Origin of the sequence: Bacillus sp. GMa5/1 (genome assembly GCF_050172015.1) — a bacterium.
In the GTDB taxonomy this organism is placed as follows: domain Bacteria; phylum Bacillota; class Bacilli; order Bacillales; family Bacillaceae_G; genus Bacillus_A; species Bacillus_A cereus.
On the sequence record NZ_JBNLYC010000048.1, the window covers coordinates 1 to 23,292 of the forward strand.

Genomic DNA, 23,292 nt, shown 5'->3' on the forward strand with positions numbered 1-23,292 from the left:
TTTTTGAATATCTTTCGGATAATCAGTTAATGAAAGTCGAGGATTATAATATAAGGACCCTAAAATCATTACAGATAGTACAATAGACATGATGACACCAACGTACATCATTTGCTCAAATTGATTCATATACTGTATTCACCCTTTTCTGTAATTACTATGATGGTCATTCACTTAATTACATATTGTATGTACGTACATAATCAAAAATTAACAACTAGCTTTAATAGCAAAGCAAAATTGTTGCAATGCAAATGCAAATTTAATACAGTGGAAGCCTAATTGATACAGATAGGATTGGTGAAACCTATGAAAATTGAACATATCGCAATTTGGGTAAATGACTTAGAATGTATGCGTGATTTTTATATAAAATACTTTAATGGTAAAGCAAACTCGTTATACCATAATGAAATGAAACAATTTGAATCTTATTTTATTACGTTCGAATCTGGAGCAAGGCTTGAACTTATGCGTAAAAAAGGGGTTGAAAATAAGCCTAATTTAAACATAACTGGCTATGCTCATATGGCTTTTTCTGTCGGTAGTGAAGAACGAGTGAATGAACTGACAAAGGTGATAAAAGATGCTGGTTATCCTTTATTAAATGGACCACGTTTTACTGGAGATGGCTATTATGAAAGTGTAATAGGTGATCCAGAAGGCAATCAAATAGAAATTACGATTTAACTTACCCTTTTTTACCACCTCCATATTTTCCCACGGATTAGGCGGTGCTGTTGCTGAGGTGCCAAATGAGGCAACTGCTTACTTTTACCGAAAAGCACTATCAAACATGTCAATATTCGCTACTTGGGAGCAACCAGAAGGTGCCGCTGGAAGTATTCGATGGGTTGAAGACTTCCGCTTAGCGATGCTTCCATTTACAAAAGGTGTCTACGTTAATACGCCTGACCTATCCATTAAAAATTGGCCAGATGCATACTTCAGTTGCAACTTTGACCGATTAATGGAAGTAAAAGCGAAATATGATCCGAAAAATATTTTTAACTTTCCGCAAAGTATTCCGCTTTTTTAAACTATATATTACACCTAATATATTAAAATATAAAACATCCATTTTTTAAATGGGTGTTTTATAAATAAAGTTTACATAATATAATTATTGGTTAATTCTTTTACTAAATATCTATTCAACAATCCAAAGTAACACTTTCTCAAACTCTTTTTTGGACAACATACTTTCGTTTATATAGCCATTCTTTTAATTGTACTTCATCCAAAGCTCCGTTCCCCTCTCATGATCCTTCACACTATATTCGCTCGTTTTTCACAAAAGGTTCATTTTACATGAAAATTTATTTATTACAATAAAAATATAAGGTATATTTTTATGAAAAGGAGGAATTCAAGAATGAATACAGAGGATAAAATTTACGCTGAAAAAGTGTTAAAAAATCTCTTTATCGGATCACAAGTTGATGGATTACAATTTGGTATTTCTTCAGGCGCTATAAAGATTCAATTTACAAACTTTCACGACTCCGTTGATTATGACGAGCAATTATATATCAATATCGAATCAAAATGGTGTTTATTTAATAAGCCTCAAAAAAGATACCCATTAAATGAAGATGAATTTGAAGTTTATTCTGAGGAAGAAGAATATGAAAGAATATTTAAGATAAGAAGACAAAAAGTTACCGATATACAACTTGGCTTAGAAAGCCCTCATTTAATTATTACATTAGATAGTGGACAAATTATTTTTTTAAATGGTTTTCATGATTATTATGAATGTTGGCATGCTGGTGTCCTATGTGAGCAATGGCTTGTAGTCGCTGCACCTGGGAATGAAATCGCCACTTGGGCTCCTGATGCGTTTATCGATAAGTAAACTGTCTTCACGAAGAAGAAACGAAGATATTTTATGAAGTACTATACTAATGAACTACATAATCATTTCTATTACACGTAAACAAAATAACCATTTTGCTTTAATAGAACTCACTTTATTAAAGTTGAAAGGATGATAATGATGGCATGTGTCCATGATTTTGGAATAATTGACGAATTTAATTCTCAAAAAAGTTACAATGATTATACACCAGAGAAATATCATTGTATTTCTGTTAATGATGATATTATCAGTAGTTTAAATCAAAATTTATCAATTATGAAAACTTACTTTCATACAGTCAAAAATCAGGAATACGGTTTAGCTTATTGTGGTATTACAATTATCCCTCCTGAATCTTTAGCAATTTTCTATGAAACAGTTACATCTTCAAAGTTCTTCAGAAAATCTGATGAGCTGAATGAGTTAGCTTCAAAAATTGTACAAGCTGCAGCAGAACAGAAGTACATGATCCATTATGGGGTTTAAATGTAATTCAAAAAATGCTTAGGATTTCTCCGAAGCATTTTTTGTATGTTACTAATACATTTATTCCTTAACCATTTAGTCAATGCTTGAGCCTATGGTCCCTTCTTTTACAAGTGAGGGCGCCCCTATTAATCTAAATAAGCGTCTCATTTCCAATCTTCCAGCTAAACCATCTCCCATGCCCTTCTGTTTCTCCAACCGTTTCACGATATTCGTTTCCGTTAATATAATAATCAATATGAAGGTCACGATCCCACATGTTGTTATACAGGTGGAATACATCACGTTTTGCGCCAATTTCTTGTATTTGTTTTTCTAATTTATGTTTAACTTGTTCTGGTATTTGATTTGCGACGTGTGTATGGAAAATACAAATAACAGCTTCTTCACTTATTTGTTCAATAATAGATGATAATAGCTCTACACCGTCTCCTTCTATTAATTGGACAGATTCATTTTTCACTAAAGATGCAGCTTGATCAAACATCTCAAGCCTTTCTTTATGTTCTGGCCAAATTAAAGCACGTAACCATAAATAATCTTCCTCATTATGTAAATCATTCACATGTAAGTCCAGTCCGATTCTTTCTACGACAGATGGGCTTTCTTTTAGAAAATGCGGTACATTCTCCCCTCTTATTTCAGAAGTTACATGCACATTTGAATTTATATTTCCGTACATTTCATCCGTCCCGTACGAATAACGATATTGGTCCCAGAACAGTTGCAACCCAGAACTTGTCCCAATTTCAATTAACGCTAACGGCTTCTTCACTTTGTTAAATATGTAGCAGAAACTTGGGTATAAGTATGCGCACCGTCTTACTTCATTTGTTTGAACGAGTTTCGTTTGTAACAAAGTAATGATTTCTTCTCGGTACTCTTTACAGAAATCTTTAAAATGATTAAAAGCTTTATCTAAATTTGTATCAGCATTTTCAACTAAACTACTATAATACGTTTTTAAATGATGTTCTTTCCCTGCTAGCAATAAATAATGTACTGCACCTAATAGTAAGTTTGGGACTGGTTGACCTACCTGAGCATAGGACGATAGTGTAAGTACTTCCTCATCTTCAGCAATTTCCATTGATAAATATTCATATAAATCACTTGACCCTTTACATTCCTTTATTGAAAAGTTTCGAAATAAGTTTGAAATTTGTTCTTTTGTACACATTAGAGTCCCTCCTTTTTATTTTTCAGAATAATCTTACCATTACAGAAAGAATAATCCCATAAAAAGGTACTCGATTTAGTCACTTAAGGATACGTAAGCTTTTTCGAGATAATTTCAAACTGTAATTTTTTTCTATTTACCACCTTAAAAGAGCTTGTTAAATAAGATTTTTAGCGAATAAAACGTTAAATAGTTTAAAATTATCAGATAACACTAGATATTTTAGTCTATTAATTATTATAATAGAGTATGAGATGGTTATATAATTGAGACAAAAAAGGTATACACCTAGGTGGGGCCTAGGCGGTGTTTCTCTTTTACGGCTTAGACATAGAAAACACCTACACTTTTTTGCCAATATAGGGGATGGAGAGATTATCATGAGCAACATGCAGCAAAAAACAGACGTTATCTTAATTGGTGCAGGAATTATGAGTGCAACGTTAGGCTCATTACTAAAAGAATTAGCACCAGAATGGGAAATTAAAGTTTTTGAAAAACTCGCAAGTGCCGGGGAAGAAAGCTCTAACGAATGGAATAATGCAGGTACAGGGCATTCTGCGCTATGCGAACTGAACTATACTTCCGAAAAAGCTGACGGATCTATAGATATTAGTAAGGCTGTAAAAGTGAATGAGCAATTCCAGCTTTCAAGACAATTTTGGGCATATCTTGTAAAGAGCAAATTAATTCGTAATCCACAAGATTTTATTATGCCACTACCTCATATGAGTTTAGTACAAGGGGAAAAAAATGTTGAGTTTCTAAAAAACCGTTTTGAAGCGCTTTCAAAAAATCCACTGTTTCAAGGAATGGAATTTTCTGATGCTCCTGAAACATTAAAAAAATGGCTTCCACTCATTATGGAAGGTCGCACATCTAATGAACCGATGGCGGCAACGAAGATTGACTCTGGAACAGATGTTAACTTCGGTGCATTAACACGTATGTTGTTTGATTACTTAAAAACAAAAAATGTCGAGCTAAACTACAAGCATAGTGTCGAAAATATTAAGCGCACGAAAAATGGTTTGTGGGAAGTAAAAGTACACGATATGAATAGTGGTAAAATTGAGCATCATACTGCTAAATTCGTCTTTATTGGCGGCGGTGGCGGTAGCCTACCTCTACTCCAAAAGACTGGTATCCCTGAATCAAAGCATATCGGTGGCTTCCCAGTAAGTGGACTATTTATGGTATGTAAAAACCAAAAAGTTGTAGAGCAGCATCATGCGAAAGTGTACGGTAAAGCTAAAGTTGGCGCTCCGCCAATGTCTGTACCTCATCTAGATACGAGATATATAGACAATAAAAAAGCTTTACTGTTTGGACCATTCGCAGGCTTCTCACCTAAATTCTTAAAAACTGGCTCAAATCTTGACTTAATCGGTTCTGTAAAACCGAATAACGTCTTAACGATGTTAGCCGCTGGTGTAAAAGAAATGGGACTTACAAAATACTTAATTCAGCAAGTTATGTTATCACATGAAAAACGTATGGAAGAATTACGCGAATTCATTCCGAACGCGAAAAGTGAAGATTGGGATATTGTAGTTGCTGGACAACGTGTACAAGTAATTAAAGATACTGATGCTGGCGGTAAAGGAACACTTCAATTTGGTACAGAAGTAGTAAGTGCAGCTGACGGCTCAATCGCCGCATTACTAGGCGCATCACCAGGTGCTTCTACTGCTGTTCACGTCATGCTTGAAGTATTAGAAAAATGTTTCCCAAGCCGCATGGTAGAATGGGAAGAAAAAATAAAAGAAATGATTCCTTCATATGGCATTTCACTAACTGAAAATCCAAGATTGTTCCAAGATCTTCACACTTCTACTGGTCGTACACTTGGATTAAACGAAAAAGAAACTGTTCATAATTAATGCAGAAATAAAAAAACGTCCGATATATTCGGACGTTTTTTTGTCTACTAAAAATTATACTTATCAATATTATCTTTCGTAAATACAACTCGTTCTGGTAATGCGATAATTCCGTTCCCTTCTGCCTCATAATCATATCCTTGAATGGAGTTTGGCTCTACTTTCACTTTTCCAATTCCTTTTACTTCGAAGCTATCCCCTACTTTTAACTTCTTCCCTTTTACAACAATTTCATTTGCTACATACGTTGCGAGAGCACCTTGTTGTTTTACATCCCATAAACCAAATTGTTGTACTGTTCCTCGTTTTACATAATCACGCATAACGTTCGGTGTAGAAAATCCAGTTACCACTACTTTTTTATCCATTTTTAAGTTTTCAGCTGCCTGCGCCATTGCTGGGAGTGCTGTTGCATCTGGACAAATAACTGCGTTAATATCTGGATACGTTTTTAATATGTTCTCCCCTACGGATAAAGATTTTTGTGCATTATTTTCACCGTACTGCGTCGTTACAATTTCCCAGTTCGGATATTTCTTTTTAATAATTTCTTTCGCTTTCGTTACCCATTGGTTTTGATCCGTTACTGTCGGGCTAGAATAAAAGAATGCTACTTTTCCTTTATCTCCAATTTGCTTAGAAGTCATTTCTATTAATAAGTTAGCAAGTTGGTCTGGTGTTCCTTGGCTTATATAAAAAGAACGATCTTTCGGATTCACATCAGAATCCCATGTTAAGACGGTCATTCCTTTTTTCTTAGCACGTTGTAGTGATTGCGATAAACCATCAACTGATGTAGAGGAAACCATAAGTGCATCATAGTTTTGGTTAATAAAATTATTTATATACTTTACTTGCCCTGATACACTCGCTTCAGACGGCCCATCATATTTCACTTGTACGCCTAGCTTCTCTCCCATCTCCTTTGCTCCTTCACCTCCCGATGTAAAGAAACCAACTCCTGTTAATTTCGGAATAAATGCAAATTTCACATCATCAGCCTTTTTCTTATCTGCCGTTTGGCTAGAACACGCAATTAAACCGATTAAACAAATACATACAATCAATACAATCCCTAGTTTTCTCTTCATGACATTTCCCCCTTATGCAAACTCTGTCTTTTCCCCGCTAAAAATTGATGTAATTTGAAATGTCTCATAATAACTGAAAGAATAAGGATAATACCTATTACTACATTGGATTGTTCATTTGTTAAACCCGCCATTTGCAAGCCATACTGCATGAGCCCAATGAAAATACTCGCCAGTACAGTACCGATAATGCTTCCTTTTCCGCCTGTAATAAGTGTACCGCCTAAGACGACTGCTGTAATGATTGGTAATATTGTTTCGCTTCCTATATCAGCACGTGCAGAACCGAAATATGCAGTTAAGAAAGCTCCTCCTAATCCACCTCCTAACCCAGAAAGTATGTAAGCAATGATTACTACTTTCTTCGTCTTAATCCCGGTGTATTTTGCTGCATTTTCATTCGCGCCTGTTAATTTTACGTGGCGCCCATATATCGTTCGGTGAAACAAAATCGTGCATACAATTGTTAATAAAATAAGTAGCCATAATAAATTGGGTATTCCTATAAAACTACCATTTGCTAGTTGTACATAAGTATCAGGTAAACCGCTTATCCCTTCATATCCAGAAGCACCTGCCCCTCCTGAAATGACGAGTGCAATTCCTCCGTATAAAAACATCGTTCCGAGTGTAACGACTAGTGGTTCTACATCTGTCAATTTTATAATGAGCCCATTTAAAGCTCCTGCTAAGCAACTGACTATAAGTGCCATTATTACTGCTAGTAAAATATGAATTCCATTCATCCAAAACACACCAATTAAAATCGAGGTTAGCCCCATAATTGATCCTACAGATACGTCAATTCCTCCTGTTACAATAACGAAAGTCATTGGAATTGCCGCGATTGCTATGAATAGAAAATCATTTGTACTAAAAAGGAGATTACTAATATTTAAGAAATCACTATTTATTAAACTAAAAAGGATGAATTCTACAAGAAGTAATACAATTAGAACCCCTTCCCATCTATATACATACTTCATAGATTCATCCTCCTTTCTGCCTTCCACTTTTTCATAACACTATCTAATATAATAATAAGTAATAGTAAAAAACCTGAAATAGCATTATTCCAAAATGCTGGTATTTTTAAAAAGACGAGTGAGCTACTTATTGTTTCTAAAAATAACGCTCCTAATGCAGCTCCAAATAAAGATCCTGTTCCTCCTTTTAAATGAATTCCTCCTAGTACAGCGGCTGCGATTACTTGTAATTCTAATCCTGTACCTGTTTGATTTGGGACGAACCCGATATTCATAACAAATATGCAACCAGCGAGCGCAGCGCTTATGCCTGAAATCATAAACGCATATATCTTCACTTGATTAACAGGTATACCAATAAGCCTCGCGCCATCTTCATTATCACCTACCGCATAAAAGTATCTTCCCAATGGCACTTTTCTTAAAAAGAAGTATAGTAGTAGTAAAATAATAAGAACGAACCATACAGTTATAGGTAAACCAAGAATGATGATAGATGACAGCTGCTTAAAATCGTTTGGAATATCTTCAATCCACTTCCCGCCTGTGAAGATTAACATTGCACCCCTAACAATTCCTAGCATCCCTAATGTCATAATAATGGCTGGTATCCGAAACTTTGCAACTCCAATACCATTTACGAAACCGATAATGGCCCCAAGTATAATAGCTACAAATATCGACAAGAATGCACTATACCCATTCGTTAACATCATTCCGCAAACTGCTGCACTTAATCCCATGCTTGAACCAACTGATACGTCTATATTTTTCGTAAATAAAACGAACGATTGGCCAATTGCTAGAACGACTAAAATAACGCTTGATTTCATCAGTAAAGATAACGAGTTAAATTGAATAAAACTAGGATTTATTATACCGACAATGGCTATATAAATTAGTAGTAACAGTATGATAGACGTTTCGTGCCTTTTATACATACGTTTCATTCCGTTACACCTCCGTATGCAAGGCGTGTAACTTCATTCACACTCAGTTGTTCTTTTTCCATATGAGAAACAAATCGCCCATTTCTCATTACATATACACGGTTTACTAATTGGACAATCTCTTCAACATCCGAAGAGATTAATAAAATTGCGAGTCCTTCCCTTTTCATTTTTTTTATCGTCTCATACACTTCAAGCCTTGCTTTCGCATCAATTCCGCGAGTCGGCTCATCAAGAATAATAATTTTAGGATTACATGCAAGATACTTCGCAAGCACGACCTTCTGCTGATTACCTCCTGATAAAGATGCCAGTTCTTTATTCATATTCTGTACAACAATTCGGAATTGTTCTATAAACGAATTAACTAAAGCGCTTTCTTTTTCTTGATTTATAAAAAAGCGATTATTTTGATATAAACTTGCCGCTGCAATATTTTCTTTAACAGAAGCAATTGAGAAAATTCCATTCCTCGCCCTATCCTCTGGCACATAAACTAGTCCTTCATCTAGCCTTTTATGCAAAGAACACGTATCAATTGATTTTCCACCCAATAAGATAGACCCTGATTTTATAGTTTTCAATCCAAATATCGCTTCTGCTAATTCCGTTCTGCCAGATCCTATAATGCCAGCAACACCTACAACCTCACCCGCATGTACAGTGAATGATATATTTTCGAATGCGTGACCATTTATATCAACCACTTCTAATATTTTTTTCGTCTTTACTGTCTCTTGAACTACTTCTATTTTCTCTTTCTGTTTATATCCTTTTGGCAATAGTCCCTCCATCAGCATGTCATATGTATAGTCACATACATCACCTTGGCTTACAACCATTCCATCACGTAGTATTGCTACTTTGTTGGCAATTTCAAAGATTTCTGGAAAACGATGCGTAATATAAATCATCCCAATTCCTTTTTCTTGTAAACTTTTCATCAACACAAAAAGACTCTTAATTTCGTGTGTTGTTAATGTCGATGTTGGCTCATCTAGAATAAGAATCTCAGCTTCTCTTATTAATCCTCTAATGATTTCTACTAACTGTTGCTGCGCAATAGATAACGATTCTCCCTGTTCATTAAGATCAATATCCCAACTTAAACTGTCAATTAATTGCTGAACTTTTACTTTAAGCTTCTTTCTATTCCCCTTTAATCCAATACATATATTTTCTTCAATGGTCATATGCGGAAAAATGAGCGGTTCTTGTGGTATTAAATAAATCCCTTCTTGGTGTGCTTCTTTTGGATTTGCAAACTGCTGTCTCTTTCCTTTCACATACATTTCTCCACTATCATACGAATATAACCCCGTTAATATTTTCATTAATGTCGATTTCCCGGCGCCATTTCCACCAACTAAAGCGTATATATCACCATGCTCTACTTGTAAGTTCACTTCCTTTAGCACAAGTTGATTCGAAAACGCCTTACTCATTTTCTTCACTTGTAATAAGGGCACATTCTCCACATGATGTCACCTGCCTTTACCCAGAACATTTTTTGAGAAAATGATTATTTGTTCTACTTGTTTTGTAGCATTGTATATTCCTTTTTTCATATCTAGAACACTTTTTTCAATGTACTATTAATCGTTTCAACTGGAATAAACAAAATATGTGACACATATGTTTAAGCATTGGTCAATTGTTGAAAGGGATGAAGAGTATGTCACAGCTGAACTTTGAAGAAAATTTATTAACTAAAGTAGCCTGGTACTATTATAAAGATCAATTAACACAACAAGAGATTGCTTCACTTCTTCATATTTCAAGAAATAAAGTCGTCCGGTTATTAGATAAGGCACGCAGTGAAGGTATCGTTACATTTCACGTAAAAGGAACCGGTTTGCATTGCTTGAGCATTGAACGTGACTTAATGAAAAAGTTCCACTTAAAAGATGCTTTCATTATCCCTACTCCAATAAACAATTATGCTACTTCTCTCGGAAAAGCCGCTGCACAATATTTAGAGACTCATCTCCAGCAAGGCGATTTACTCGGCATCGGCTGGGGTGAAACGATAAGTAAAATGCTAGAAAACATTCATTTTGAAAGTTCTATTAATCTTTCATTCGTAACGCTAACAGGCGGAGTAAACCACTATCTCCCAAGAAAACAAAACTATTTACACTACATGCAAGGCGAACTTCATATTATTCCTACTCCTTTTCTAGCATCTTCTACTGAAATGGCACGAAGTATTTTATCAGAACCAAGTGTGAAAGATATGCTTCATGTCGCTTCACTTGCACATACAGCAGTTGTCGGTATTGGCGGGTTATCTCAAGACGCTACAATTGTAAAAGAAGAAAAATTAACGCTACGTGAAATGACATATATTCGAAGTCAAAACGGGGCGGGCGATATTTTAGGACAGTTTTATAATACGAATGGTGAGTTATTAGAGCTCTCGCATCATAATCGTCTAATTGGCACACCACTTACGATTCTTCGCAACATGAAGCATGTCATTGGTGTGGCTGGAGGTACTCAAAAGATAGATGCCATTTATGGGGCTTTAAAAGGGAATTTTATTCATACATTAATTACTGATGAAGAAACTGCGCTCTCCTTATTAAGAAAGGAAGGTGATTCTTAATGTCTACTTTATTAGCTTTCGATGCTGGTACAGGAAGCGTTCGAGCTGTTCTTTTTGATTTACATGGCAATCAAATTGCAGTAAGCCAAAAGGAATGGGTTCATAAAACTGATCCTCGTTATCCAGGCTCTATGAACTTTGATGTAATAGAAAATTGGAAGCTAGTACAAGAATGTACGAAAGAGGTTCTTCAAAAAAGCAATACCCCTGCCTCTTCTATTCTTGCTATTAGCGCTACAAGTATGCGAGAAGGTTTTGTTTTATATGATAAACATGGGCAAGAAATATGGGCATGTGCAAATGTTGATGGCCGTGCATCCGCTGAAGTTAGTGAGCTAAAAGAAATCCGCTCACATCTTGAAAAAGATTTATACAGAAAATCTGGGCAAACTTTTTCATTGGGTGCTTTACCACGTCTACTTTGGATTAAAAAACATGAACCAGACGTCTATAGCAATATTCACTCCTTTACGATGTTAAATGATTGGATTTTGTATAAATTAAGCGGCGTACTGCAAATCGACCCTTCCAACGGTTGTACGTCCGGAATCTTTGATTTACAAAATAGGAATTGGGATAACGATGTCGCTAAAGAGTGTGGTATAAATTTGCCATTTTCACCAAAAGTAAATGAAGCTGGCACTGTGATTGGTAATGTTTCAAAAGAGTGTGCAGCACTAACTGGTTTACTTGAAGGGATTCCTGTCGTCGCTGGCGGCGGTGATGCTCAAATGGCAGCACTCGGGACTGGAGTCGTAAAACCAAATCAAACTTTAATATGCGGCGGCAGCTTTTGGCAACAGGAAGTGAATATTACAGAGTCAACAACGGATCCAAATGCTGCAATTCGAGTAAATTGTCACGTCGTTCCGAACCTTTGGCAATATGAAACGATTGCCTTTTTCCCTGGCCTCGTTATGCGTTGGTTTCGAGACGCTTTTTGCCAAGAGGAAAAGAAACTTGCTGACAAACTCGGTGTAGATGCTTATGAATTATTAGAAGAACAAGCGAAAGACGTACCTGTCGGTTCATATGGTATTATCCCTACTTTTTCAAACGTTATGAACTACATTTCTTGGCGTCATGCCGCACCCTCTTTTTTAAATTTAAGTTTAGACGCTGACAAATGCGGAAAAAAAGAACTGTTTCGTGCTATTGAAGAAAATGCAGCCTTCATTACACTTGGAAACTTAAAATTAATAAAAAATCTAACTGGCACATTCCCTTCTGAAGTTATTTTTGCTGGCGGTGCCGCTAAAGGAAAACTATGGCCACAAATTCTATCAGACGTACTCGGTATTCCTGTAAAAGTACCTGTTGTGAAAGAAGCAGCTGCTTTAGGAACTGCGATTGCTGCTGGAGTTGGTGCTGGCATATATTCATCTATGGAAGAAACTGCCGAAGAGTTTGTACAGTGGGAGCAAACATTCGAACCAGTTACTGAAAATCACGAACTATATAAAGAGTTCTATGAAACATGGAAAACTGTATATGACAGTCAGCTCGCTTTAGCTGATAAAGGGCTCACCTCACATATGTGGATTGCGCCTGGTGCACTGTAACACATTACATAAAGGAGTGAACTGTATGTTAAAAGCGAATGAAAATGACTTCTCCTATCGCTTCGGTGATAACGGACCGAAATATTTAATACAAGGTCCAAATATTGATCTTGGCCTTGTTGTCATTCAACCGGGCCAGGAGTTTCAAAACCATTATCATACGACGTGCGAAGAGGTCTTTTATGCATTAGAAGGTGAAATAGACTTCTATGTAAATAACGAAAGAGTTCCAATTAAACAAGGTGATGTCCTGCAAGTTCGTCCTCATGAATCTCACTATCTTATTAACCATTCTGACAAACCTTTTAAAGCTGTTTTTATTAAGTCACCACATTTACCAAATAAAGATACGGTTCAAACGGAAAATCCAACATTAACGAAGGAGTGATTTGGAATGACTTGGGGATTTAAAAATCGATTAAATACAATTTTACCTGATGGCAGAGCGGTAATGTTAGCGATAGATCACGGCTACTTTTTAGGACCAATTCACGGGCTTGAACAGCCACTTGAAACTGTTAAAAACTTACTTCCTTACACGGATTCTCTCTTTTTAACGCGTGGTGTACTTAGCTCCTGTATTCCTGAAAACTGCAGCACACCGATGGTTATGCGTGTATCTGGCGGCGCTACTGTCGTCGGTAAAGATTTAGCGAATGAAACAATTGTTACACCTGTAAAAGAAGCAGTGAAGCAAAACGCAATTGGCGTTGGCGTTTCTGTTTTTGTCGGATCAGACTATGAAACACAAACTGTTACAAATCTCGCAAATGTAGTCTCTGAAGCTCACGATTACGGCCTACCTGTACTCGGCATTACCGCAGTCGCAAAAGAATTACAAAAACGTGAAGCTCGCTTTCTAGCACTTGCTTCCCGCGTATGTGTTGAAATGGGTGCTGATATTATTAAAACGTATTACTGCGAAGGGTTCGAAAAAATAACGAGCACATGCCCTGCCCCAGTAGTCATCGCGGGCGGCCCCAAACTAGATTCAATTGAAGACGCATTAAACATTACGTACAATGCGTTGCAAGAAGGCGCAATCGGCGTAGACATGGGCCGAAACATATGGCAATCCGAGCACCCAGCTGCGATGATTCAAGCAATACATGGCATTGTAAAAAATGGATTGAATGTGAAAGAGGCACTTGAACTTTATGATGATGTGAAGAATTAATGTGAAAAGACAGACTATTTATTAGTCTGTCTTTTTTACTTTACAGTGAAACTTTCTTAATCCGTCTTCTAATATGATACATACTTAAATTCTATACACCTTCAAATGATTACTCTTGATGATTATTATTAAGCTTTGAAACTTTCTTACCTTCTCTATAATCAAGACAAGACACTTCAATTAATAAGCCATTAAATACTGTAAAATAAAAACCATAACTACTACCTCGCATCAAATAAGGTTCCTTGTCTATTTCAATGCCGCCGGCTACTAAACGATTATACGCTTGATCCACTTCACTTGATGTATCCACTAAAAAACCAATATGAAAAGCTTCCGGATACGTAACTTCCTTATTCCCTTTAAATGCTTTTGGATCACTTAGTACAAGTATAAAACCACTCTCATCACTCATGACTACAAGTGCTTTCCCTTTTTGCTCCAAAAATTGAAAATCAAAAAATGTTTCAAAGAAATGTCTCGCTTCCGATAAATCATCAACACATAAATTTAAATGATTCAGCTTCATGTACTCATCTCCTTTTAAACTGAGGGTATATGGATTCATTTTTTTCATAACACTTAAATATGTAAGGGAAAATATTCAAGCGTTCCGTCTAAGACTATGCTTTATAAGTCTAATATTTTTTTCTATAGCCTAGAACGTTTTTTAAATGAATGAAAGATTTCCTATCATTCCCATCCCCACAGTAATAAAAAAGAGGATACATGTTTGCTTCTACAACATGTATCCTCTGCTTGTATATTACAACTGTTGATAAGCCGATTTCGATGATTTCACATAATAAACCGCATGATCCACATTAATAATATGATCTGGTTTTGGTTTACCACGGCCCGCTCTATGTCCAGCTAAGTGTTCTTCACTTGTTTCCCAGTTTTTCCATGCTTCTTCCGATTCCCAGCGAATCATTACGACAACTTCTTCGTCGCCGCGTCTTACTTTTTTCACGAGAACACTTAAATCGATGAAGCCTTCAAATTTTTCAATAATACCTTCTCCAGTGAAACGTTCTACAACTATATTTGATGTACCTTCTTTTACTGTAAATGTTTTCGTTTCGATAAACATATATTCCACTCCCTCTTTGTTATACGAATACTAGTATTCTTCTATTATAATTGATTATGATAATTATTTTCAATTGTAAAGTTTTAATTTTTTGAATTATGCTGATTTCTTTTCTATCGCCTCATCTAAAAATTTGAAATATGGAAGTAACATCCCTATTAAAGATGTAACACATATAACTGCACCGATAATTACATATAGCGCTCTTACTCCCCACATTTCACTCAATATTCCCCCTACTAACACACCTAATGGCATAGCGGATCGTATGAAAAATAAACGCACTGAAAATACTTGTCCTATCATATTATTTGGGACGATTTGTTGGCATATTGTTGTGTTATGAACATTGAAAAATGCAATACAAATCCCTGCTATTACTTCAATTAGTATTGCAATGATAATACTATGATTGAACCCTAGCGAAATGTATGTGAGTCCCCCTATAAACAATCCCCCAAGCATAAGTATACGCCGGCTTTTATATGTTACTTTTCCGACTAATACTGAGCCAATTACGTAGCCAAGTGGAAAACCTGCCATAAAATAGCCGTACTCTGCATATCCCGCTAACAGCTCGTCTTTTATATAAGGAAGATTTGTGACCATCGTTACCCCTACTCCAAACTGCACGAAAGTAAGAAATATACCGAGCCAAACGATGATTGGTTTTGTAAAAAAATATGTAAAACCTTGAAGAAATTGTTCTAGCCACGTTTTTCGTATATCTGTTGTAGTTCTCTTTTCTTTTATATAAAGTAAGAAAGCACCACTAACAAATAGACAAATACATACGAAAGATAATGTAAGTTCTGTTCCAATGAAATGAATGACTACTCCGCCTAATACTGGCGCAAGAAACATCATGAGACGAGTCATTCCATCAATATACGCATTTGCGTCTTGAAGTTGTCCTTGACTTACAATGCTCGGTGTAATTGCTTGACTTGCAGGTGTATAAAGAGGTGTAATAAGTCCCACTACAATTTGAACAACATAAATGTGCCAAACTTCTATACTACCTGTAACTAGCATCACCAAAGGTAATAAGAATACGGACGCCCGTATCCATTGTGAAAAAATCATAATCCACTTCCGGCTCCATTTATCAATAAATGGGCCACTTATTAATTGCAGTATGAGTGATGGGATGAAATATAATAGCCACATACTACTTAAAGCCATTTCCGATCCTGTTAACTCATATACTAGAATTGAATTACATAACGTTCCGAAAGCCCCTCCTAATTCAGAGATTGCACTACCAATCCACATAAAAAAGAACGAACGATTTTTCAATATATTTTTCAATTTCACACACCAACTTTTCTTTTATATTCCTCCCTTTATGTACATTCTCGTTGTTAATTATCTATTCAAAAACATATCTAATTCTTTCGCTAAAGACTGTACTGCTTTCTTTCTTAATACATATTTTCCGTCATGTATATCAACTAACTTCGCTGCACGTAACAATTTCAAATGATGGTGTACAGTCGATTTACCAAGCTGTAATCTTTCCGTTATTTCCTGTAATGTACGTTCTTTTTCAAATAACATTTTTACAATTCGCAATCTCGCCTCATCCCCAAGAGCCTTATGTTTTTGAACTAAAAAATAATTCGGTTCATACGGATCTTCAGGATGAATGCTTTCATTCGCAACTGGATAATGAAATACTTTCGTATCATCAATATCCGCTTCAATATTCCACGGTCTGTACGTCATTTGCGGAATAAGAAGTACGTGATGAACACTTGGCTCTGGCATATAGTTCACTCCCCCAGTCGCCCACTCGACAAACTCTTCCGGCTTCATCTTTTTATTCATTTCATTTTTCGCTTCATAATCTCGTTTTAATATAGAAAGTATTTGTTCTTCCTCTCTTTTAATAACACTCTCATACCAACCTGTCATAACAGCGATTAAATGCGATTTCAGCACTTGTACATCTACATTACATATAAAGCTAATATAAGTAGAAAAAAACTGATGATTATCTGTTAGTTCCTTTAGTTCGTGTATTGCACATACAACTCCCGTTGCAGCTAAACGTCTTTTCTCTTCATACTTCTCTCCTAAAAACGGTAAACATATAAATTTCAAATCTTCTTCTGAAAATGAATCAATTTTAAAATTAAACTGCGATAAATCTTGAAAATCCTCTTCATACAATAACTGGAGTAATGCTTTCCACGTATTATGTTCTTCTACAAACTGTAAGTGTTCTCTCATTTCTTCTGTTAATGCTTTCTTAATTTCTTCCCATTCACTTTGAGTTTTTTCAAGAGTATCAATTAACCTTTTATGAGTAATCGCTGCAATGCCAAGTGCACATTCGAAAAGTATCGAATATTTCACCTGAACGTTGTATGTTTCCCTTTTTCTGCTCGTTATGTGATAGACCTCCATTTTTATCCCCTCCTTGTTTGCTATATAACATATTCTATTTTCATCGAATTTTACCTTCTATATTTTTAGAACCGTTTTGCAACTTTAAAAAAACTTTAATCAATGAGCAAACAGAAAAAGGTTTATACTCTTTTCATTCTGACTCAATGAAAGCCTTGATTATTAAATATCATATTAAAAATGAGATTTTTTAATGGCTCAATTATACGTTGTATTTCACTCTCTTGTTCAACTATAGAGAAGGTTTATTGAAGAGAAAAGCGAACGCTTCAAGTACATGATGCCTTACAATCTTCATTAACCGCCCTTCAAGAAGCAGAACTAGATCAACTAAGTCCTTCTCTACCAGTTTGGCGACAATATATGAATATCCTTTTGCATGATGCTTATCATACAGGACAAATTATACAGCTTCGGAAACTTCAAGGTTCATGGCCAACTCACCGTTCTTATTTATAAAGTGAAATTTTAATCAGCTCTTACCAATCGGGATTTTGCGGGCAGCCCATCCCCACTTCACTTCTTTGCTTTCCCTGAATTTTGAGGTAAAAGTCTTACTGCCCGTTAATCCGGGATAAACGATGTTTAAAATCGCATACGTTTAATATCCAACAAAACAATTGAAAACAACTAATTGTTCGATAATTACTGCGATTGCTCAAAATAAAGCAAATTAAAATACATTGATTCCTAACATAACTTACATGCTTCATAACTTCTAATCATAATCCAAATTTGGAAGAATAGATGCTTTTTTATATACAAATAATAAGCCTCAAGGAGTTGTTGACATGCATTTCATATTGAATATGTTAGGGATTTTCGTTGTCATATTAATCGTTTTCTTATGTTCGCCTAATAAAAAACATATAAAATGGAGACCAATTGTAATTCTCATCCTATTGGAGCTTTTTATTACGTGGTTTATGTTAGGCACAAAGCTCGGCAGTATTATCATTAATAAAATTGCGTCATTTTTCAGTTGGCTACTAGCATGTGCGAATGAAGGTATTCGATTTGCATTTCCTTCAGCTATGGAAAGTCAGCACATTGATTTCTTCTTTAGTGCGTTACTTCCTATCATTTTTGTTATTACTTTTTTCGATATTCTTTCTTATTTCGGAATCTTAACTTGGATTATTGATAAAGTAGGTGCAGTTATTTCAAAGATTTCTCGTTTACCAAAGTTAGAAAGTTTCTTTTCGATTCAAATGATGTTTTTAGGAAACACCGAAGCACTTGCGGTTGTTCGTGATCAATTATCTGTTTTAAAAGAAAATCGATTATTAACTTTTGGAATTATGAGTATGAGTAGCGTTAGCGGATCCATTCTTGGTGCTTATTTATCAATGGTTCCAGCAACATATATTTTCAGCGCAATCCCATTAAACTGTATTAACGCATTAATTTTAGCCAATGTATTAAATCCTGTGGAAGTTTCGAAAGAAGAAGACGTTGTTTACACACCTTCAAAACATGAAAAAAAGGATTTCTTTTCTACTATTTCAAACAGTATGTTAGTTGGGATGAATATGGTTATCGTTATTTTAGCTATGGTAATTGGTTATGTAGCTTTAACAGCATGTTTAAATGGGATTTTAGGATTTTTTGTAACGGGGTTAACAATTCAAAAAATCTTCTCCATTATCTTTAGTCCTTTTGCATTTTTACTCGGTTTATCAGGCAGTGATGCTATGTATGTAGCTGAATTAATGGGGATCAAAATAACGACGAATGAATTTGTTGCAATGATGGATTTAAAATCAAACTTAAAGTCGCTACAACCGCATACGGTTGCGGTTGCAACGACATTTCTAGCTTCTTTTGCTAACTTTAGTACAGTAGGTATGATTTACGGAACTTACAATTCATTATTTGGCGGAGAAAAATCATCAGTCATCGGTAAAAATGTTTGGAAGCTTCTTGTTAGCGGGATGGCTGTTTCTTTATTAAGTGCTATGCTCGTTGGGCTATTTGTATGGTAAATAATTTTTATAATAAAAGACACCCAAGCCAATTGAGTGTCTTTTATTATTATTTTCGAATTTGCCCATTTCCACGAATCACATATTTTGTAGAAGTTAATGCTGGAAGCCCCATTGGTCCTCTTACGTGTAACTTTTGTGTACTGATACCAATTTCCGCTCCGAATCCAAATTCGGATCCATCTGTAAAACGAGTCGATGCATTATGATAAAGTGCCGCGGCATCTACAGAAGTAAAAAACTTGCTGACGTTTTCCTCGTTTTCAGTAATAATCGCTTCAGAATGCATAGATCCATACGTATTTATATGATGAATCGCTTCTTCAACAGTGGAAACCACTTTCACTGCTAGTGTGAGAGATAAAAACTCAGTTTCCCAGTCTTCTTCTGTCGCAAGTAAGATAGAAGGATCAATCGCCACTGCTTTATTATCACCACGTAGCTCCACTCCTCTTTCCTTCAAGGAAGAAAACAACTCGCTACCATATTGCTCTGCCCAATTCTCATGAAGTACAATCGTCTCAATTGCATTACATACAGATGGACGCTGCGTTTTTGCGTTTATAATAATATTAAACGCCATTTGTTTATCTGCTGTTTCATCAATGAATATATGACAATTTCCCGCACCTGTTTCAAGTACTGGAACAGACGCTTCTCTCACTACTGTATCAATTAATTGTTTACCGCCTCTTGGTATAAGAACATCCAAGTACTCGTTCAATGTAAACAACTGTTTTGCACTATCTCTCGTTGTATCTTCTATGAGCTGTACACTTTCTGAAGGCAAGCTAGTTTGCTTAAGCGCCCGGTGAATAACGCTAACGATAGCTTTGTTAGAATGTATAGCAGAAGAACTACCACGTAGTATTACTGCGTTTCCTGTTTTTAAACAAATTGTAGCAGCATCAACAGTTACATTCGGTCTTGCCTCATAAATCATTCCGACAACACCAAGTGGTACGCGCATCTCCTGAATAGATAGTCCATTTGGTCGTTCCCATGCACTTACACATTCTCCAATAGGATCACGTAATTCAATTAACTGCTTAATACCCTCTGTCATATCAACAATTCGTTGTTCATTCAGCAAAAGGCGATCAAGGAGTGAATGAGAAAATCCTTTCTCCTTACCTTCTTCAATATCCCGTTTGTTTTCTTCTAAAATATAAGCTGTTTCTACTATCAGCTGATTAGCAATTGCAGCAAGTGCTTCATTTTTTTGATCTGTAGTTTTAAGCACAAGTTCTCTAGCAACCTCTTTTGCTTTTATCCCCTTTGCCAACACTTCATTCATTTTTATTTCCTCCTTTTTAAAGTGAAACCCAATGATCCCTATGGATGACTTCATAACTATGTCTCTCGCCTCTTACTTGAATATCTTGGCTTTGCATACCTTTTACATCTCTTAGTTCCTCTGCACTATATGTGCATTGTCCTTTTCCTATTACGCGCCCTTGTTGCGTTACAACCTCTACAACTTCACCCACTTGGAAAAATCCTGATACATTCGTAACACCAGCTGGAAGTAAACTCTTCCCATGCTGAATGATGGCAGTAGCTGCCCCAGCATCTACTTCAATTTGTCCGCTAACAAGCGAATGCAAGGCAATCCATTGCTTGTTCATCTTCATTTCTTTTTGAGGAGCATTACCAACATACGTTCCATCACCCTTACCCTTCAAAACATCTACAAACTTTTCCTGTCCACGTCCTGTTCCGATAAATACACTCACACCAAGAGAGAGTGCTGTCTTTGCAGCATCGATTTTTGATTTCATACCGCCAGTCCCAAGTTTTGAGCCTGCATCTCCTGCAAGAGAAGAAATTTCTTCCGTAACTTCAGGAAGAAAATAATATTTTTTTGCATCCGCATTTTTCTGAGGATTTTTGTCATATAACCCGTTCACATCCGTAAAGATCATAAGCATATCCGCCGAAACAAGCCCGCTTACTAAAGCTGACAGCATATCATTATCACCGAACGTTAGCTCCTCTAAAGAGATGGAATCATTTTCATTAATAATTGGAAGAGCGGAACGGTTTAATAATTCTCCTAACGTAGCGTAAGCATTACTATATTGTTCTTTTCTAGAAAAATCACTTCTCGTCAGCAAAAGTTGCGCAGTAACGATGCCATATTTACGGAATTCCTCCGTGTACGCCTGCATTAACAAACTTTGTCCGACAGCTGCTGCAGCCTGTTTCCCTTTAATCGTTACAGGTCTGCTAGGATATCCTAGCGCTGAAAAACCTGCAGCGACGGCTCCAGATGTAATTAACACAACCTCGTGCCCATCTTCTTTCAACCGAGCCAATGCGGCAACGTGATCTGAAAGCTGTTCTGTAGAGATGCCTCCATGACTATCTGCCAAGGAACTACTCCCAATCTTTACAACGATTCGTTGTTTTTTCACTTTTTTATCCCCCAAGTCTAAAATCAAAGTTTTTTTATAAATTACACTTCATTCACTTTGTAACTATATCTATTCTCATCAATGCTGCACTGAAGTATTTAAGAGCAAAATAAAAATGACCGCTTCGCCCTTAATAAAATAAAAAGGACGAAACGGTCATTGTTCCGCGGTACCACCTTAATTGATATACATAGATATCCACTTGGTGCCTATAACGCAGGCGAACGCCTAAACTTTCATTTAAGACTCAGGGATAGGTTCGATATATTCTATACGAGGAATCTTTCAGCCGGTGAATTCCACTCTCTTTCGCAAGAAGACATATGTACTAATTCCCTTCAACGATTTTCAATCTAATTTTTTTATATTATGCGATATAGTTCGATTCGGTGTCAAGAGGTATTTTTAAAAATAAATAGAGCCACAAGTTATTTGTATGAAATTATCGCCCTACTGAATGAAAATACAAAATGATATAAGTTTAACTCATATTCATAAACATAAAACCTTACATTATAGTGTATATATTTACATAATGTCGAATATAATTAATTTTTGTCTTTTAGTGTTGCAAAAAGGAATATATTCTCTTAGAATGTTTCTTTATATTGCACAGGGATGTTATTCTTATTCTAAGAAAATAATATCAAACCGATATAATTGATTATAAAAGGAGCAAGATTGAGTTATTATGGATAAACAAATTGGATTCATCGGTTGCGGAAATATGGGAATGGCTATGATTGGCGGAATGATAAACAAAAATATAGTGTCTTCAAATCAAATTATTTGTTCAGATTTAAACACTGCTAATTTAAAAAATGCTAGTGAAAAATATGGGCTAACTACAACTACCGACAACAATAAAGTAGCTAAAAATGCTGATATTTTAATTTTATCAATCAAACCAGACCTATATTCATCAATAATTAATGAAATAAAAGAAGTAATCAAAAACGATGCTATCATCGTTACGATCGCTGCTGGAAAAAGTATTGAAAGTACTGAAAATGCCTTTAATAAAAAAGTAAAGGTTGTAAGAGTAATGCCTAATACTCCTGCTCTTGTTGGAGAAGGAATGTCTGCATTATGCCCTAATGAAATGGTGACAGAAAAAGATTTAGAAGATGTACTAAACATTTTCAATAGTTTTGGTCAAACAGAGATCGTAAGTGAAAAATTAATGGATGTTGTCACATCCGTAAGTGGTTCTGCACCAGCTTATGTATATATGATTATAGAAGCGATGGCAGATGCTGCTGTACTAGATGGTATGCCAAGAAATCAAGCATATAAATTCGCTGCTCAAGCTGTGTTAGGCTCTGCAAAAATGGTACTAGAAACAGGAATACATCCAGGTGAATTGAAAGATATGGTTTGTTCTCCTGGCGGAACGACAATAGAAGCTGTAGCAACATTAGAGGAAAAAGGATTACGAACAGCGATTATTTCAGCTATGCAGCGTTGTACGCAAAAGTCTGTTGAACTATCTGGTCAAACTAAAAAATAAAACTATAAAAGAGATTACGTTAGCTATGAATTCACATAATTTTAATTAAAAATTCACTACATGATAAACGGCCAAACTCATATAAAATTGA

22 protein-coding genes, 2 pseudogenes and 1 other annotated feature are annotated in these 23,292 nt (G+C 35.7%); of the genes and pseudogenes, 12 read left to right on the forward strand and 12 right to left on the reverse strand.

All coding sequences use genetic code 11. The features are described from left to right. Positions 1–129 (reverse strand): annotated as a pseudogene (locus ACQGSG_RS13920) (nitroreductase); the annotation flags it as partial. A gap of 180 nt (positions 130–309) precedes the next feature. On the opposite strand from ACQGSG_RS13920, the gene ACQGSG_RS13925 reads away from it, so the two are divergent. The 4 genes from ACQGSG_RS13925 to ACQGSG_RS13940 all read left to right on the forward strand — a co-directional run bounded on the left by ACQGSG_RS13925 (position 310) and on the right by ACQGSG_RS13940 (position 2,347). Continuing rightward, positions 310–690: a VOC family protein gene (locus ACQGSG_RS13925; protein ID WP_000687533.1), complete on the forward strand. Its 381-nt coding sequence runs from the start codon at positions 310–312 to the stop codon at positions 688–690. A gap of 58 nt (positions 691–748) precedes the next feature. Then, positions 749–1,039, forward strand: coding sequence for a BBE domain-containing protein (locus ACQGSG_RS13930; protein ID WP_025966090.1), 291 nt, complete (start codon positions 749–751; stop codon positions 1,037–1,039). Positions 1,040–1,375: 336 nt separating this feature from the next. Next, complete coding sequence (locus tag ACQGSG_RS13935) at positions 1,376–1,858, forward strand: hypothetical protein (protein WP_070757957.1); 483 nt, start codon at positions 1,376–1,378, stop codon at positions 1,856–1,858. A gap of 138 nt (positions 1,859–1,996) precedes the next feature. Further along, positions 1,997–2,347 carry a hypothetical protein gene (locus ACQGSG_RS13940; RefSeq protein WP_002152719.1) on the forward strand — a complete coding sequence of 117 codons (351 nt, stop codon included), beginning with the start codon at positions 1,997–1,999 and terminating at the stop codon, positions 2,345–2,347. Positions 2,348–2,480: 133 nt separating this feature from the next. Here ACQGSG_RS13940 and ACQGSG_RS13945 read toward each other — a convergent pair whose 3' ends face one another. Next, the gene (locus ACQGSG_RS13945; RefSeq protein ID WP_061666769.1) at positions 2,481–3,527 is read right to left on the reverse strand and encodes a DUF2332 domain-containing protein; all 1,047 of its coding nucleotides are present in this window, start codon (positions 3,525–3,527) and stop codon (positions 2,481–2,483) included. Between the two features lie 380 nt (positions 3,528–3,907). On the opposite strand from ACQGSG_RS13945, the gene ACQGSG_RS13950 reads away from it, so the two are divergent. Then, positions 3,908–5,410 carry a malate:quinone oxidoreductase gene (locus ACQGSG_RS13950; RefSeq protein ID WP_000069138.1) on the forward strand — a complete coding sequence of 501 codons (1,503 nt, stop codon included), beginning with the start codon at positions 3,908–3,910 and terminating at the stop codon, positions 5,408–5,410. Positions 5,411–5,457: 47 nt separating this feature from the next. Here the strand turns inward: ACQGSG_RS13950 and lsrB are convergent, their stop codons facing one another. Genes lsrB through ACQGSG_RS13970 form a run of 4 tightly spaced genes read right to left on the reverse strand, consistent with a single transcriptional unit; the run spans position 5,458 to position 9,915 of the window. Then, positions 5,458–6,501: an autoinducer 2 ABC transporter substrate-binding protein LsrB gene (gene lsrB, locus ACQGSG_RS13955; protein WP_061666768.1), complete on the reverse strand. Its 1,044-nt coding sequence runs from the start codon at positions 6,499–6,501 to the stop codon at positions 5,458–5,460. Then, complete coding sequence (locus ACQGSG_RS13960) at positions 6,498–7,487, reverse strand: ABC transporter permease (RefSeq protein ID WP_061666767.1); 990 nt, start codon at positions 7,485–7,487, stop codon at positions 6,498–6,500. The genes lsrB and ACQGSG_RS13960 overlap by 4 nt, the downstream gene beginning before the upstream one ends. Further along, positions 7,484–8,437 (reverse strand): ABC transporter permease subunit, encoded by a 954-nt coding sequence (locus tag ACQGSG_RS13965; RefSeq protein WP_000827685.1) that lies wholly within the window; start codon positions 8,435–8,437, stop codon positions 7,484–7,486. The genes ACQGSG_RS13960 and ACQGSG_RS13965 overlap by 4 nt, the downstream gene beginning before the upstream one ends. Further along, entirely contained in the window at positions 8,434–9,915 is a 1,482-nt protein-coding gene (locus tag ACQGSG_RS13970; protein WP_000432629.1) for a sugar ABC transporter ATP-binding protein, read from the reverse strand. The genes ACQGSG_RS13965 and ACQGSG_RS13970 overlap by 4 nt, the downstream gene beginning before the upstream one ends. A gap of 179 nt (positions 9,916–10,094) precedes the next feature. Here ACQGSG_RS13970 and ACQGSG_RS13975 point away from each other — a divergent pair, with 179 nt between their 5' ends. Genes ACQGSG_RS13975 through lsrF form a run of 4 tightly spaced genes read left to right on the forward strand, consistent with a single transcriptional unit; the run spans position 10,095 to position 13,784 of the window. Continuing rightward, a complete protein-coding gene (locus tag ACQGSG_RS13975; RefSeq protein WP_134995477.1) occupies positions 10,095–11,045 on the forward strand; it encodes a sugar-binding transcriptional regulator in 951 nt (316 codons plus the stop codon). Further along, positions 11,045–12,607, forward strand: a complete 1,563-nt coding sequence (gene lsrK / locus ACQGSG_RS13980) for an autoinducer-2 kinase (RefSeq protein WP_325843225.1) — start codon at positions 11,045–11,047, stop codon at positions 12,605–12,607. Before ACQGSG_RS13975 ends, lsrK begins: the two co-directional genes overlap by 1 nt. A 25-nt stretch (positions 12,608–12,632) precedes the next feature. Further along, complete coding sequence (locus tag ACQGSG_RS13985; protein ID WP_000909986.1) at positions 12,633–12,995, forward strand: cupin domain-containing protein; 363 nt, start codon at positions 12,633–12,635, stop codon at positions 12,993–12,995. Between the two features lie 6 nt (positions 12,996–13,001). Continuing rightward, entirely contained in the window at positions 13,002–13,784 is a 783-nt protein-coding gene (gene lsrF, locus ACQGSG_RS13990) for a 3-hydroxy-5-phosphonooxypentane-2,4-dione thiolase (protein ID WP_000219782.1), read from the forward strand. 109 nt (positions 13,785–13,893) lie between these two features. Here the strand turns inward: lsrF and ACQGSG_RS13995 are convergent, their stop codons facing one another. From ACQGSG_RS13995 to ACQGSG_RS14010, 4 genes are all read right to left on the reverse strand, one after another. Then, positions 13,894–14,313, reverse strand: a complete 420-nt coding sequence (locus ACQGSG_RS13995) for a VOC family protein (RefSeq protein WP_325843224.1) — start codon at positions 14,311–14,313, stop codon at positions 13,894–13,896. Between the two features lie 237 nt (positions 14,314–14,550). Then, a complete protein-coding gene (hmoA, locus tag ACQGSG_RS14000; RefSeq protein ID WP_000469497.1) occupies positions 14,551–14,877 on the reverse strand; it encodes a heme-degrading monooxygenase HmoA in 327 nt (108 codons plus the stop codon). Between the two features lie 96 nt (positions 14,878–14,973). Then, positions 14,974–16,194 (reverse strand): MFS transporter, encoded by a 1,221-nt coding sequence (locus ACQGSG_RS14005; protein ID WP_080450943.1) that lies wholly within the window; start codon positions 16,192–16,194, stop codon positions 14,974–14,976. A 51-nt stretch (positions 16,195–16,245) separates the two neighbouring features. Next, positions 16,246–17,289, reverse strand: a complete 1,044-nt coding sequence (locus tag ACQGSG_RS14010) for an ArsR/SmtB family transcription factor (protein WP_000454579.1) — start codon at positions 17,287–17,289, stop codon at positions 16,246–16,248. A gap of 258 nt (positions 17,290–17,547) precedes the next feature. Here ACQGSG_RS14010 and ACQGSG_RS14015 point away from each other — a divergent pair. Both ACQGSG_RS14015 and ACQGSG_RS14020 read left to right on the forward strand, forming a co-directional pair. Continuing rightward, positions 17,548–17,748, forward strand: a pseudogene (locus tag ACQGSG_RS14015) (DinB family protein); the annotation flags it as partial. A gap of 332 nt (positions 17,749–18,080) precedes the next feature. Then, positions 18,081–19,274, forward strand: coding sequence for a NupC/NupG family nucleoside CNT transporter (locus tag ACQGSG_RS14020; RefSeq protein ID WP_000545484.1), 1,194 nt, complete (start codon positions 18,081–18,083; stop codon positions 19,272–19,274). Positions 19,275–19,323: 49 nt separating this feature from the next. Here ACQGSG_RS14020 and ACQGSG_RS14025 read toward each other — a convergent pair whose 3' ends face one another. Both ACQGSG_RS14025 and proB read right to left on the reverse strand, forming a co-directional pair. Beyond that, positions 19,324–20,571, reverse strand: coding sequence for a glutamate-5-semialdehyde dehydrogenase (locus tag ACQGSG_RS14025; protein WP_001006620.1), 1,248 nt, complete (start codon positions 20,569–20,571; stop codon positions 19,324–19,326). 16 nt (positions 20,572–20,587) lie between these two features. After that, positions 20,588–21,691, reverse strand: coding sequence for a glutamate 5-kinase (gene proB / locus ACQGSG_RS14030; protein WP_000744736.1), 1,104 nt, complete (start codon positions 21,689–21,691; stop codon positions 20,588–20,590). 140 nt (positions 21,692–21,831) lie between these two features. Further along, positions 21,832–22,042, reverse strand: a binding site (T-box leader). Between the two features lie 340 nt (positions 22,043–22,382). Here proB and proC point away from each other — a divergent pair. Beyond that, the gene (proC, locus tag ACQGSG_RS14035; protein ID WP_325843222.1) at positions 22,383–23,201 is read left to right on the forward strand and encodes a pyrroline-5-carboxylate reductase; all 819 of its coding nucleotides are present in this window, start codon (positions 22,383–22,385) and stop codon (positions 23,199–23,201) included. The last annotated feature ends 91 nt before the right edge of the window (positions 23,202–23,292 follow it).

What these genes read in the sequence shown, in the direction of transcription:
- ACQGSG_RS13925 (WP_000687533.1), top strand. Translation starts at nt 310, where the DNA reads ATGAAAATTGAACATATCGCAATTTGGGTAAATGACTTAGAATGTATG.
- ACQGSG_RS13935 (WP_070757957.1), top strand. Translation starts at nt 1,376, where the DNA reads ATGAATACAGAGGATAAAATTTACGCTGAAAAAGTGTTAAAAAATCTC.
- ACQGSG_RS13940 (WP_002152719.1), top strand. Translation starts at nt 1,997, where the DNA reads ATGATGGCATGTGTCCATGATTTTGGAATAATTGACGAATTTAATTCT.
- ACQGSG_RS13945 (WP_061666769.1), bottom strand. Translation starts at nt 3,527, where the DNA reads ATGTGTACAAAAGAACAAATTTCAAACTTATTTCGAAACTTTTCAATA.
- ACQGSG_RS13950 (WP_000069138.1), top strand. Translation starts at nt 3,908, where the DNA reads ATGAGCAACATGCAGCAAAAAACAGACGTTATCTTAATTGGTGCAGGA.
- lsrB (WP_061666768.1), bottom strand. Translation starts at nt 6,501, where the DNA reads ATGAAGAGAAAACTAGGGATTGTATTGATTGTATGTATTTGTTTAATC.
- ACQGSG_RS13960 (WP_061666767.1), bottom strand. Translation starts at nt 7,487, where the DNA reads ATGAAGTATGTATATAGATGGGAAGGGGTTCTAATTGTATTACTTCTT.
- ACQGSG_RS13965 (WP_000827685.1), bottom strand. Translation starts at nt 8,437, where the DNA reads ATGAAACGTATGTATAAAAGGCACGAAACGTCTATCATACTGTTACTA.
- lsrK (WP_325843225.1), top strand. Translation starts at nt 11,045, where the DNA reads ATGTCTACTTTATTAGCTTTCGATGCTGGTACAGGAAGCGTTCGAGCT.
- ACQGSG_RS13985 (WP_000909986.1), top strand. Translation starts at nt 12,633, where the DNA reads ATGTTAAAAGCGAATGAAAATGACTTCTCCTATCGCTTCGGTGATAAC.
- lsrF (WP_000219782.1), top strand. Translation starts at nt 13,002, where the DNA reads ATGACTTGGGGATTTAAAAATCGATTAAATACAATTTTACCTGATGGC.
- ACQGSG_RS13995 (WP_325843224.1), bottom strand. Translation starts at nt 14,313, where the DNA reads ATGAAGCTGAATCATTTAAATTTATGTGTTGATGATTTATCGGAAGCG.
- hmoA (WP_000469497.1), bottom strand. Translation starts at nt 14,877, where the DNA reads ATGTTTATCGAAACGAAAACATTTACAGTAAAAGAAGGTACATCAAAT.
- ACQGSG_RS14010 (WP_000454579.1), bottom strand. Translation starts at nt 17,289, where the DNA reads ATGGAGGTCTATCACATAACGAGCAGAAAAAGGGAAACATACAACGTT.
- ACQGSG_RS14020 (WP_000545484.1), top strand. Translation starts at nt 18,081, where the DNA reads ATGCATTTCATATTGAATATGTTAGGGATTTTCGTTGTCATATTAATC.
- ACQGSG_RS14025 (WP_001006620.1), bottom strand. Translation starts at nt 20,571, where the DNA reads ATGAATGAAGTGTTGGCAAAGGGGATAAAAGCAAAAGAGGTTGCTAGA.
- proC (WP_325843222.1), top strand. Translation starts at nt 22,383, where the DNA reads ATGGATAAACAAATTGGATTCATCGGTTGCGGAAATATGGGAATGGCT.